13 protein-coding genes are annotated in these 12,440 nt (G+C 59.3%); 7 read left to right on the top strand and 6 right to left on the bottom strand.

What is annotated here, in order from left to right:
* Positions 1–27 precede the first annotated feature (27 nt).
* The 4 genes from arcC to arcD form a co-directional block, all read right to left on the bottom strand.
* Positions 28–957, bottom strand: coding sequence for a carbamate kinase (arcC, locus tag ACQ1W9_RS13180; protein WP_431023784.1), 930 nt, complete (start codon positions 955–957; stop codon positions 28–30).
* Between the two features lie 27 nt (positions 958–984).
* A complete protein-coding gene (locus ACQ1W9_RS13185) occupies positions 985–1,995 on the bottom strand; it encodes an ornithine carbamoyltransferase (RefSeq protein ID WP_431023785.1) in 1,011 nt (336 codons plus the stop codon).
* A 16-nt stretch (positions 1,996–2,011) separates the two neighbouring features.
* On the bottom strand, positions 2,012–3,271 hold the full coding sequence (gene arcA, locus ACQ1W9_RS13190) for an arginine deiminase (RefSeq protein WP_431023786.1): 1,260 nt from the start codon (positions 3,269–3,271) through the stop codon (positions 2,012–2,014).
* Positions 3,272–3,352: 81 nt separating this feature from the next.
* Complete coding sequence (gene arcD, locus ACQ1W9_RS13195; protein WP_431023787.1) at positions 3,353–4,777, bottom strand: arginine-ornithine antiporter; 1,425 nt, start codon at positions 4,775–4,777, stop codon at positions 3,353–3,355.
* A 733-nt stretch (positions 4,778–5,510) separates the two neighbouring features.
* Here arcD and ACQ1W9_RS13200 point away from each other — a divergent pair.
* From ACQ1W9_RS13200 to ACQ1W9_RS13230, 7 genes are all read left to right on the top strand, one after another.
* Positions 5,511–6,794, top strand: a complete 1,284-nt coding sequence (locus tag ACQ1W9_RS13200) for a tyrosine-type recombinase/integrase (RefSeq protein WP_431023788.1) — start codon at positions 5,511–5,513, stop codon at positions 6,792–6,794.
* 67 nt (positions 6,795–6,861) lie between these two features.
* The gene (locus ACQ1W9_RS13205; RefSeq protein WP_431023789.1) at positions 6,862–7,146 is read left to right on the top strand and encodes a hypothetical protein; all 285 of its coding nucleotides are present in this window, start codon (positions 6,862–6,864) and stop codon (positions 7,144–7,146) included.
* Positions 7,143–7,418, top strand: coding sequence for a hypothetical protein (locus ACQ1W9_RS13210; RefSeq protein WP_431023790.1), 276 nt, complete (start codon positions 7,143–7,145; stop codon positions 7,416–7,418). Before ACQ1W9_RS13205 ends, ACQ1W9_RS13210 begins: the two co-directional genes overlap by 4 nt.
* Positions 7,419–7,617: 199 nt before the next feature.
* Positions 7,618–8,427: a hypothetical protein gene (locus ACQ1W9_RS13215; protein ID WP_431023791.1), complete on the top strand. Its 810-nt coding sequence runs from the start codon at positions 7,618–7,620 to the stop codon at positions 8,425–8,427.
* A 90-nt stretch (positions 8,428–8,517) separates the two neighbouring features.
* Complete coding sequence (locus ACQ1W9_RS13220; protein ID WP_431023792.1) at positions 8,518–8,715, top strand: helix-turn-helix transcriptional regulator; 198 nt, start codon at positions 8,518–8,520, stop codon at positions 8,713–8,715.
* The gene (locus ACQ1W9_RS13225) at positions 8,712–9,065 is read left to right on the top strand and encodes a hypothetical protein (RefSeq protein ID WP_431023793.1); all 354 of its coding nucleotides are present in this window, start codon (positions 8,712–8,714) and stop codon (positions 9,063–9,065) included. Before ACQ1W9_RS13220 ends, ACQ1W9_RS13225 begins: the two co-directional genes overlap by 4 nt.
* Positions 9,050–10,744, top strand: coding sequence for an AAA family ATPase (locus ACQ1W9_RS13230; RefSeq protein WP_431023794.1), 1,695 nt, complete (start codon positions 9,050–9,052; stop codon positions 10,742–10,744). Before ACQ1W9_RS13225 ends, ACQ1W9_RS13230 begins: the two co-directional genes overlap by 16 nt.
* 79 nt (positions 10,745–10,823) lie before the next feature.
* Here ACQ1W9_RS13230 and ACQ1W9_RS13235 read toward each other — a convergent pair whose 3' ends face one another.
* The gene (locus tag ACQ1W9_RS13235) at positions 10,824–11,405 is read right to left on the bottom strand and encodes a Rha family transcriptional regulator (protein ID WP_431023795.1); all 582 of its coding nucleotides are present in this window, start codon (positions 11,403–11,405) and stop codon (positions 10,824–10,826) included.
* A 384-nt stretch (positions 11,406–11,789) separates the two neighbouring features.
* Complete coding sequence (locus ACQ1W9_RS13240; RefSeq protein WP_431023796.1) at positions 11,790–12,206, bottom strand: hypothetical protein; 417 nt, start codon at positions 12,204–12,206, stop codon at positions 11,790–11,792.
* Positions 12,207–12,440 lie beyond the last annotated feature (234 nt).

Genomic DNA, 12,440 nt, shown 5'->3' on the forward strand with positions numbered 1-12,440 from the left:
CCATTGCCGCGGGCGGCTCGCTGCGTCTCAGCGGTAGGCGATTCCCGACTCGTCCAGGCTGACCCGGGTCCCGGCCTCGCCCTGCACGATAGCCTCGATATCGGCGAGCGAGCCGATCACCGCGACCTGGCCGGTATGGCGCGCGAAGTTGCAGGCGGCCTGCACCTTGGGGCCCATGGAGCCCGCGGCGAAGCCCAGTGCCTCCAGGGCATCGGGGTGGGCAGCGGCGATGGCCCGCTGGCTCGGCTGTCCCCAGTCGACAAAGGCCGCCTCCACGTCAGTGGCGATCACCAGCAGATCCGCTTCCAACTGCTCGGCAAGCAGGGCCGAGCAGAGGTCCTTGTCGATCACCGCCTCGATGCCGTGCAGCCGACGCTGATCATCGTAGATGGTGGGAATCCCGCCACCGCCGGCACAGATCACGATGGTGTCATTCTCCAGCAGCCACTTCACCGGACGAATCTCGAAGATGCGCTGCGGTTTCGGGCTCGGCACCACACGACGAAACTTGTCGCCATCCGGGGCGATGCTCCAGCCCTTCTCCGCGACCAGGCAGTCGACCTCTTCGCGGCTGTAGACCGGGCCGATCGGCTTGGTCGGCTCCTGGAAGGCTGGGTCCTGGGGATCGACCTCGACCTGGGTCAGCAGGGTGGCGAAGGGCTTCTCGAACGGCAACAGATTACCGAGCTCCTGCTCGATCATATAGCCGATCATGCCCTCGGTCTGGGCGCCCAGCACGTCCAGCGGATAGGGGCTGACCTCGGTATAGGCCGCCCCCTGCAGGGCCAGCAACCCGACCTGCGGGCCATTGCCATGGGCAATGACCAGCTCGTTACCCGGCACGATCCTGGCGATCTGCTCACAGGCGACCCGGACGTTGGTGCGTTGGGCCTCTGCGGTCATGGGTTCGCCACGACGCAACAGGGCATTGCCCCCCAGGGCGATAACGATGCGCATTCGACATCCTCCAGGTCCGGCGGGTGGTTACAGCCCACCCAGCGTGGCCACCAGTAGGGCCTTGATGGTATGCATGCGGTTCTCCGCCTGCTCGAAGGCGATGCAGGCCGGCGACTCGAAGACCTCGTCGGTCACCTCGATCCCCCCGGCCAGCTCCGGGTATTGATCGGCGATCTGCCGACCAACCTTGGTTTCCGCGTTGTGAAACGCCGGCAGGCAGTGCATGAACTTGACCCGGGGGTTGTTGGCCTTCCGCATCAACTCGGCATTGACCTGATAAGGCAGCAGCTGCTGAATCCGCTCGCTCCAGCTCTCGACCGGTTCGCCCATGGAGACCCATACATCGGTATGGATGAAATCGACCCCGGCGACGGCCTCGGCGGGATCCTCACTGAACAGGAGTCGCGCTCCGCTCTGCTCGGCGAAAGCCTGACAGGCTTCGATATGCTCCTGATGCGGCCACAACGCCTTGGGCGCGGCGATACGCACGTCCATGCCCAGCTTGGCGCCGACCAGCAGCAGCGAGTTGCCCATGTTATTTCGCGCATCTCCCAGATAGGCAAAACTAATCTGGTGCAGCGGCTTGTCGCTGTACTCGCGCATGGTCATCACGTCGGCGAACATCTGCGTCGGGTGATACTCATCGGTGAGGCCGTTGTAGACCGGCACCCCGGCGTAGGCCGCCAGTTCCTCCACCACCTCCTGGCTGAATCCCCGGTACTCGATGGCATCGTAGAAGCGTCCCAGCACCCGGGCCGTGTCCTTCATGCTCTCCTTGTGGCCGATCTGCGACGAGTTCGGATCGATATAGGTGACGTTGGCCCCTTGATCATAGGCGGCCACCTCGAAGGCACAGCGGGTACGGGTCGAGGTCTTCTCGAAGATCAAGGCGATGTTCTTGCCCACCAGCCGGCGCTGCTCGGCCCCGGCATACTTGGCGCGCTTGAGGTCCCGAGCCAAGTCCAGGAGGTAAATCATCTCCCGCTCGGTATGGTGCATCAGGCTCAACAGATGACGACCGTGTAGATTGAAAGCCATGGGTGCTCCTCCTGAGCTAGTAGTCGATGGGATCACGGGTAATGGGACAGGTCATGCAGTGTCCCCCGCCGCGCCCACGCCCCAGTTCGCTAGAACTGATGGTGATCACTTCGACCCCGGCCTTGCGCAGCAGGGTATTGGTCGACGTATTGCGGTCATAGCCGACGACGACCCCAGGCTCTAGCGCCACCACATTGTTGCCGTCGTCCCACTGCTCGCGCTCCGACTCGAAACAGTCGCCTCCGGTCTCGACGACGCGCAGCGCCTTGAGGCCAAGCGCTTCGGCGACCACGTCCAGGAAGCTGGCGGGCTCGTGGCGCACATCGACCCCGCCCGGCTTGCTCTCATCCGGGCGCAGACTGAAGGCGACAATGCCATCGACGACCTCGGGAAAGACGGTCACCAGGTCGTAATCGCAGAAGCTGAACACCGTATCGAGATGCATGCTGGCGCGGGACTTCGCCATACCGGCAACGATAACGCGCTCGGCGGCACCGGCCTGGAACAGCGACTGGGCGACCTGACCGATGGCCTGGCGCGAGGTGCGCTCACCCATGCCGATCAGCACGACCCCGCGACCGATGGGCATGACGTCGCCGCCTTCCAGCGTCGCCAGGCCGTGGTCGAGGTCCGGATCTCCGTACCAGACCTGGAAGTCGGCATCGGCGAACTCGGGATGGAACTTGTAGATCGCCGTCGTCAGCAGGGTCTCCTGCCGCCGGGCCGGCCAGTGCATCGGGTTGAGCGTGACCCCGCCATAGATCCAGCAGGTGGTGTCGCGCGTGAACTGGGTATTGGGCAGCGGTGGCAGAATGAAGCTGGAGTGCCCGAGATGGTCGCGAAACATCTTGGCCATTTCACCGCTGAAGGTACCGCTCAGATCGGCGCCGGATACCCCGCCAATCAGGTGCTCGGCCAGCTTGCGTGCCGGCAACTCCTCCAGCCAGCCGCGCACTTCGGACTGTAGGCCGACCCCGACCAGATTCGCGGTGATTCGGCGATCCAGGATCCACTTCAAGGCCTCGGGATTGTCGACCACATCGGTGAGCAGGTTGTGCATCTCCAGCACCTCGATCCCACGCTCGCGCATCTTGGTGACGAAGTCGAAGTGATCACGCTTGGCCTGATGCACCCAGAGCACATCATCGAACAACAGATCATTGCAGTTGCTGGGTGTCAGACGCTGATGCGCCAGTCCCGGCGAACAGACCATCACCTTGTGCAGCTTGCCCGCTTCGGAATGAACGCCCAGTTTCTTCGCTTGGTTATCGGACATGGAAGGCTCCCTTTGCAATCGTCGTCATTGACGCAGGTCAATCCCAGACCCAACGCGGCCATACGGCCACCTATCGCCGAGTCACAGTTCCAACATACCGGTGTACAGGCCATATACCGCCAGGGCAGCGCCCACCAGTACGGCCATGAGGATGAGCTTTTCGACTCCCGTAAAGGCCGGTGTCCCCTGCTCACGCTTGGCCTTGACGAACAGCAAGGCACCCGGTGCATAGAGCAGAGCCGACAACAGCAGATACTGGGCGCCACCCGCATACAGCAGCCAGATCGCATAGAGGGTGGCGACCGCGGCAATAAACATATCCTTGCGGCGCTCACCAGGCAGAGCCTCGTAGGTTTCCCCCCGTAGCGTGATCAGCAGGGCATAGGCCGCCGACCAGAAATAGGGCACCAGGATCATCGAGGTGGCGAGATAGAGCAGGCTGAGATAGGTGGCTTCGTTGAACAGCGTGATGATAAGAAACAGCTGGATCAGGCCATTGGAGAGCCAGAGCGCGTTGACCGGCACCTGCTTGTCGTTTTCCTTCTTGAGGAAAGCCGGCATGGTGCGATCACGGGCGCTGGCATGCAGGATCTCGGCACACAGCAGCGTCCAGGAGAGCAGGGCGCCGGCCAGAGAAATGATCAGGCCCAGGCTGATCAGCAGCATGCCCCAGCGGCCGACCACATGCTCCAGGACGCCCGCCATGGAAGGATTGCCGAGCCCGGCCAGTTCCGCCTGACTCATGACGCCCATGGAGAGTACATTGACCAGCACTAGCAGCAGCAGCACACCGAGAAAGCCGATCACGGTGGCACGGCCCACATCCCGACGATTCTCGGCACGCGCCGAATAGATGCTCGCCCCTTCGATACCGATGAACACCCAGACCGTCACCAGCATCATGTTGCGTACCTGATCCGCCACTCCCCCCAGCCCCAGGCCTTGATCGCCCCAGAAATCCCCGAGGAAGATATCCATCTGGAAGGCCATGGCCACCAGAAGGATAAAGACCAGCAGCGGTACCACCTTGGCAACGGTGGTGATCAGGTTGATGAAGGCTGCTTCCTTGATGCCGCGCAGCACCAGGAAGTGGACACCCCAAAGCAGGATGGAGGAACATAAGATGGCGACCGGGGTATTCCCATCGCCGAGGACGGGAAAAAAGAAACCCAGGGTGCTGAACAGCAGGACAAAGTAACTGACGTTGCCCAGCCAGGCACTGATCCAGTACCCCCAGGCCGAAGAGAACCCCATGTAGTCCCCGAAACCGGCCTTGGCATAGGCGTAGACCCCACCGTCCAGCTCCGGCTTGCGATTGGCCAGGGTCTGGAAGACGAAGGCCAGGGTCAGCATGCCCACCGCGGTGATTGCCCAGCCAATCAGTATTGCCCCGGCCCCCGCGCTGACCGCCATGTTTTGGGGAAGCGAGAAAATGCCCCCGCCGATCATCGAGCCGACGACCAGGGCCGTGAGCGCGCCAATCCTTAGCTTCTGCGTTGATTCCATTCCGCTACTCCTCACTCCGTAAGGTCGCTGAGATGTCAGCCCATACGGGAATATCACGCTCCCTTTCCCATATCGGCGGAATGAAGCATAGAGCAGCAAATGAGTCTCAACACGGCAACCCGTGTAAGACATCACGCAGTTTTATGTAAGACAAAAGCCATACATGGTTCGCATTTCACTTTTATGGCGAAGACTACTCTACCGATCAGGCTACCGGCGCCCCGGCACCCCCCTCGCCGACGTGCTGACGTGCTGACGCCTCCGGCGCACGAGCATGGCCATACTGACAGGGGAACTATGGGAAGCCTCTCTCATCAGGCCGGCTGGCGTGGCGAGCCCTATCGTCCATATCGGCGACGCCCGCGGACAGGGTATCTGCCTGAGAGACTCTGGATAGGCGGCACTCTGCCGTCAGCCTCCTGGGTTGTGGACCCATGGGCCGTCCGGTTACCGGAGAAGTGACTGGCCTGGCCTCTCGTGGGGGCCCCAGATCGGGGCTCTTATCGCCTTTTCGGTGGGCGCATAACAGAAAAGGCCGCTGACATTGTCAGCGGCCTTTTCTATCGATTCGTGGCGGAGGGGGAGACCCCCGCTTCCACACTTTATGGCGTATCATCCCATATCACAAACGCCACATAGCCCACACAAAGACTGAATTTCTTGTGTAGATCCGTCTCATCGCCTACCATCCAATTATTCCCACTATGTTGGGTGGGAAGTTGGAGGAAGGTAGATGCCCAAGAAAGCCCGCGAACTATCTGCCACCGAGGTAAGGCGCCTCACCGATCCAGGGCTGTATGCCGTCGGCGGCGTGGCCGGCTTGCAGCTCCAGGTGGCAAAGACAGGCGCGCGCTCGTGGGTGCTGCGCATCAAGATAGGTGATCGTCGCCGGGATATCGGCTTAGGCGGATTCCCTGACGTACCCCTGACAGACGCCAGGGCGAAGGCCCGGGCATTACGGGAGAAGATCGCCGCCGGCATTGACCCCGTGGAGGAGCGCCGGGCCACCCGCCTGGCCCTGAAGGCGCAAACGCAGCGCCTTACCTTCGACGAGGCGGCTGCCAAGTTCCTTGCCCTCAAGAACCATGAGTTCAAGAACGCCAAGCACGCCGCCCAGTGGGAGAGCACCCTGGCGACCTATGCCTCCCCCATCATCGGCAAGAAGCGCGTTGACGAGATCGCCCTGGCCGATATCGAGGAGATGCTGACCCGGGACGACCTGTGGCTGGCCAAGACTGAGACCGCCAAGCGTCTGCGTGGGCGCGTAGAGAAGGTGCTCGACTGGGCCACTGCCGGCGGCCATCGCAGCGGCGACAATCCGGCCCGGTGGCGCGGGAACCTGGATGCTCGCCTGCCCAACCCCAGCAAGGTGGCCAAGAGACGCCACCACTCCGCCCTTCCCATCGACGACATGCCTCGATTCATGAGCCATCTTGCTGATATGGAGGGCAATGGGGCCCGCTGCCTCGAGTTCACCATCCTGACCGCCACGCGCTCCAGTGAGGCCAAGGGTGCTACCTGGAGCGAGATCGACCTGGCTGCACGGCTGTGGACGATTCCAGGCGACCGGATGAAGGCAGGCAAGGAACACCGGGTACCGCTATCGCGGGCTGCTGTGGCGCTGCTGAAGGCCCTTCCAAGACACGAAGGCACCGACCTGGTATTTCCGTCCGCCCGCGGCAAGGCGCTGTCAGAGAACACCCTGACGGCTGTCATCAAGCGGATGGATGCCGACATGCCCGAAGGCCAGGGGTACCGAGATCCGAATACCGGCGGCATCGCCACCGCCCACGGTTTCCGTTCGACGTTCCGGGACTGGGCCGGCGAGCGTACCGCCTACCCGGGCGACATCTGCGAGATGGCCCTGGCACACACGATCAAGAACAAGGCCGAGGCCGCCTACCGGCGCGGCGACCTGCTAGAGAAGCGGCGCCGGCTGATGAAGGACTGGGCGCAATTCTGCGCCGAGGGCGACACGCAAGGCAGCGTGACGCCGATTCGAGCCCAAGAGGGCTGACAAGTGGCCCAAGGGTGCTGACACACCCCAGGGCCCACACAACGGCAACTACACGGGAGAAGCCGTCATGCAAAGCGATGATATCACTATCAGCACCCATCCTGCCGACAACATCCAGATCGCCCCCGAGCTACAGGGTGGTGACGCTTATGATGCGCTGACGCTGGCCATCATCCACGCCAAAAGCGCGGCATCTATGGTTCAGTTGAGCCTGAATGATGCCTCCGAGGAAGGGCGGTTGCTCATCAACCCAGATACCCTATCGGCAGCCCTTCATGGCTTGGAGACCCACTTGGCGATTATCGGCAAGTTGGCTGATCGGATCCACTATGCCCAGGAGGTGCAGTCATGAAGACCACCACTATTCCCGCACCCGCCCACCCCGACGCCCATCTTAACCGTGCCGCCATCCGCGGTTCATTCATGGCCATGCAGGGATTAGGGGTGTCGAAAGAAACCAACATCGAAGTGATGCGCGACCTGAAAGATCATATCCGACGGCACGATGCCGAGCCATCCGCCTGGTTTACCGGGCCGACCCGGGCCCAATGGGTGAGCGCCCGCCTCAATGCCGGCGAGGAGATGACAAACGAGGAGATTGGCCGAGCACTGCGACCGGACTGAGCCGATGCACCGCCTGGCCCCTATGTGGGCTGGGATGTTGGAAAACGGGGATCGGGTCCGCCTGATCCCCGTGGTTACAAGTGTTTCGGCGGACTATGTCTCCGCCATCGCATTGGCTGGCCTAGGGTAGCTCCCGAACGTGCGGCAACTCCATCGCACTGGCCGGCCTCTTCTATGGAGAGCGTGAGGAGTAACGCTGATGGCCATCAAAAACCGCCTGATGAGGCGAAAGAAATGGTACACCCTTGAGGATGCTGCAAAAAGGATTGGCACAGAAACCGGGGAAGAAGTAAGCAGCAAGGATGTAGCGCAGTTCGCCTTAGAAGGAGGAATAGATTTATATGTTTCCCTAACCTATGCATACGGTAAGAGGTTGGTCCCCAAGGAGTTGGCTCAGGCTTCTATACACAGCGGCAGCCTTGAACCTTGGCGAATGAGTGCCGATTATTTTGAAGACCCCGGGAAGGAGCGGGTTTCCATAGATGAGCTTACAAGTCTCGATGGCCTATACAGGCTTGGCATAAATACCCCTGCCATCCGAGGCGCGCTCCTGTCTTGGATTCAAGGCTGCTCGCAAGAGGAAATTGATGACTGGGATGATTCATGGTCTGTATTTGATCATGAAGGTGATGCATGGATGGTTTACGAGTGTGGTGACACGATTTACGGCCAAATGCTTCCTAGCTACACATTGCCAAAGATCAATTCGTTGACGCTCCTTCGCGAAGATATTGAGCATTTTATATCATCCTTGGAAGAGGAGCAGGCCTCCTACGAAACTCAGGAGGGAGAGATTCTTCGAGCCTTGGAGGCAATGGGCTTGTTGGTGGATGCATATATCAAGGGGCGAGGCCCAGACTACCGGCACGGCGGCAATCCTAAAATATCACGCATCGTCGATGACATGCTTGACGCCAAGCCAGAAGATGTTACCAAGATGAGCGAGCGAAAGCTGAAAGATATCGTGAGCGACGCGCTCAAAGCATGGGAGGCTAAGAAAAGAAGTTAGCCTGCATTCTGCATTTTGCACCTGCACCAACCACAGCCCACCAAAGCATAGGATCCACCTTGTCGATAGCCGATAAGACTAGGTGAATCCATGCAAGTCCAAACCACACGCCAATACCTCAATGACCGCCAAGTAGCCGAGCGCTACTCCGTTGGACGCGCCACTCCCTGGCGCTGGCTCAAGGAAGGCCGGTTTCCTGCCCCCGTAAAGCTTGGCCCTGGCTGTACTCGCTGGCGCCTGACTGACCTTGAAGCCTGGGAGGGTGAACAAGCGGAGGTGGCCCAATGAGACAGATGCCATCATTTCCGACACAAGGCCACCATATCACCCACTGTCGGGCCGCACTGGCCCTTCTACTGTCTGGTGAGCGAGTAGATCAGTTCGTCTACCACCAGCGTACCGGACTGCCCCTGGTGGACTTCCGCACCCGTATCAGCAACCTGACCATCATCAATCGCTGGCCCATCGAGCGCGAGTTTCATCTTACGTATGACTTCAACGACGAGCCGCGGCGAGTCATGGAGTATTGGCTGGATCGGGCAAGGTTGGCAGCTTTGTACAGAGCCAACCCGGATTTCAAGGCACGCTGTGAAGCGTTCAAACGGAAATACGGGGATAGCCTATGTCGAGCCAGCTAAAGCAAAGCCCCGCCCCAGTGGTAGCCGGTGACGAGGCTTCATTCCAGACTGAACACCTGAATGATAGCGCAGCAAACGACAGAGAGCATCCCTACCTCGTTCGCAAGGATCTCACACTTGCCGAACTGAAAGCCGCTGCATGGGATCAGCTCAGGCTAGAGATCGTCGGCGACACACTCCAGCGCGAGCTGGTGGACGCAACTGGGGCATCAAGGGGCTATGAGCGGATATGGCCAGACGGCACGAAGAAGGCTGGCCACGGCTCGACGGTGAGCGGCACGTTCTCCCCTATCGGCTTCGCGCCGCATGAACTGCTTAACCTTTCCGGGCCGCTGGTGGTCTGCGCAGGCCTGGCTGACGGCTACCGCATCCATGAAGCGACTGGCTACCCTGTGGCCTGCTGCGTGGGGGAACCAACGCTTAGGGGCTTGGCTGACAAGCTGTTTACGGTGGCTGGCAGGGCTCAACTTCTGGTTGCTGCCGACAATGATGATGCTGGCGTTCGATCTGCCAAGGCTACTGGGCGTCGCTGGGTGGTGCCTTCATCAGCCAAGGACTGGAGCGACGTTTATCAACAAGAGGGCATCCACGCAGTACGCGAGCAGCTAGCCAACATCCAAGATCCATTTGAGCCAGAGTCAGAATCGGAAACTCGCCGCTTCAACTTTGTGGCGGCTGGCGCCATGATCCAGCACCTCAAGCCCATTGATTGGCTTTTGCGTGGGTACGTTGAGCGCGACTCCTTGGCGGTGCTATTCGGTGAGCCAGGCCATGGCAAAAGCTTCATCGCAATTGACATGGCCTGCAGCGTATCCACCGGCACGCCCTGGCATGGTAACGATGCCAGACAAGGGGCTGTGTTCTACGTTGCCGGCGAAGGCCACAATGGCATATCTCGACGCCTGAGGGCATGGAGTGACGCTCGAGGCATAGCCCTGGATGACGCCCCGCTGTTTATTTCCGAGACCAGCGCCAACCTCTCTGACTACAGCAGCGCCGTGGAGGTCGCTAGCACCGTTAAGGCGATGTCAGAAGACATAGGCCAGGCGCCAGCTCTCATTGTCGTCGACACCCTGGCCCGCAATTTCGGCGGCGACGAGAACAGCGCGACAGATATGGGCGCATTTATCCGCCACCTGGACGAGATGCGCCACGAGTGGAAAGCCACCGTGCTTGTGGTGCATCACAGCGGCAAGGACAAGACGAAGGGTGCCAGGGGCTCCACCGCCTTACGCGGCGCCGTAGATGCCGAGTACAGCGCCAGCAAGGACGAATACGGCGTTATCACTCTTGAGTCCGGCAAGATGAAGGATGCCGAAGCCCCCGCTCCTATGTCATTCAAGTTGGACGGTGTGAAGCTGCCCCTACTCGATGACGACATGAACCCCATCTACGGCGCTGCACTGACTCAGATCGAGGGATACGAGCCGCCCAAGCGGGAGCACGCCAGAATCGGCAAGAATCAAGCAGCTGCCCTCGCCAGCTTGAGAAAGCTCTACCAAGAGCATCGCAAACGTCTCGAGCGTGGTGGTCAGGATCCGGATGGGGCCCGTGTTGAAATCGAGCAATGGCGAACAGAAACCTCCCTTCCACGCCAACGTTTCAAAGAGTCCAAAGACGCCCTGGTGAGCAAGGGGCTAATCCGTGAGGCATTCCCCTATGTCGAACTGGTTGATTGAGGCGTCCGAAAATGTCCGAATTAGAGCGTCCGAAACGTCCGATTAGTCCGAAAAGCAGCGTCCGAAACGTCCGAACACCCTATAGGGTTCGGACGGACGGACAATTCGGACGGCATGCAGGCTTGATTATCACCACCCCTACCAAGCCGATCATCACCTCACAGAAAAACCTTGCCGAGCGAGCCGAGCAACGAGGTACTGAACGAAGCCCTGGCTCGTTGACAACGACCATGCTTTGCCGCCCGCCAGGGGAGTGAATTGAACTCACACCCTTCTTGCCATCATCCAGGCGCTCAAGAGCCTTGCGGTCGAGGTCGAGGATGGCCAGAACATCTGCGGCAAGGCGCAAGGCCTCAGCCATGGTCTGAGGGAGCTGGAACGGCTGGGCGACCTGAGCTTCCAATTCCTGCCAGCGATCCACCAGGCGGGCGGTGAACTCGGGGGAGAGCTGCGCCACGACCACATAGCTGTCGCGCTTGTTGATGTGGTACTCGGTGTACTGCTGCCCGTTCTGATGATGGGTGTACGCCATCGGCGCATACCCCTGAATAACACCCTTCGCCATCAGTCGCTCAACAGTTCGGCACACATCGGCATGCCGAGACTCAACCACCTCCGCGATCTCGCGGCTGGACATGGTGGGCTCGGTGCTGGCGGTCATTACTGCGTTGCTCATTGGTCAGCTCTCTCAGGCAGATCACTGCCGTTCTCAGTTGTCGAGGGGGTGCTTGGTGCGGGTTGTCCTAAGATGCAGGGAAATTCCCTTTCTCCATGTGGCAGCCATTAAGAAAGTGGAGAAACCAAATGAGAGAGGAGAAAGAAGTAGAACTGATTAAATCAGATAGAGGAAAATGCTAGAGGCACGCTCTCCATTAACATGCCCATGATGATCCAAAGAAATGCCACGAACATAAGCCTTGATGATACTACCTTTTCCTCCCTTTTTTCTCTGTCATGAGCGCCAAGCCTTGGGAAAATGTCTCTAACGATCTTTTCCCCTACATCTAAAGACCTTTCGTCCAAGGCTTTCAAATATACTCGATCACTATTTATTGACTTTGCCAGGTGTGCCATTTGATTGTTGAGCGATAGCCAGTCTCCCTCTTCTATTTTTTTTGAATTCCAGCTCTGAACTGTCGATCACATGCTGTTTGAAAGCAATGACGGTATGCGCGGGAGACATTCTTCTTGTCTTTTTCCTGAAGACGGGAAAATCCTTGAGGTAGCTCATTGCCTCTTTTAGAAAAGGCGTGTCGTTGTTGCGATTGTAAGAAAGATATACGACATAAATAGAGAGAAGAGCGCCTAGGAGCTGAAGAGAAAAGCCCGCCCACTTCCAAGGTTGACTGACTTCAAAACTAAAGAAGTTTAGAAGTACTGCCGTGATGACAAGGGTAAACAAGTAAAATTCTTCCCCTCGCTTTAACCACGCTAGCATTCGTGATGTCATATCGACCTCCATAAGTGAACGGCTCCTCGTGAGAATCTCCGTCACTTGGGCTTCCAGCTCAGAGCCGGTCTTGATGGCGGCATCAGCGAAGGTCAGTCCCTTTCGCTCTCCTTTATACTTTTTAGCTTGTTCTTCTCTTCTAGGGTTTTCCTCTTGATGTACAAGGCCACAAGGTTATCCCCTTCGCCACTGCTCCGATCCAGGGCATAAACATAGAGAGCAAGCTAAGAGCGGGGGTGATTGCCA

It is taken from the genome of Halomonas sp. H5 (genome assembly GCF_050613175.1).
Classification (GTDB): domain Bacteria; phylum Pseudomonadota; class Gammaproteobacteria; order Pseudomonadales; family Halomonadaceae; genus Bisbaumannia; species Bisbaumannia salifodinae.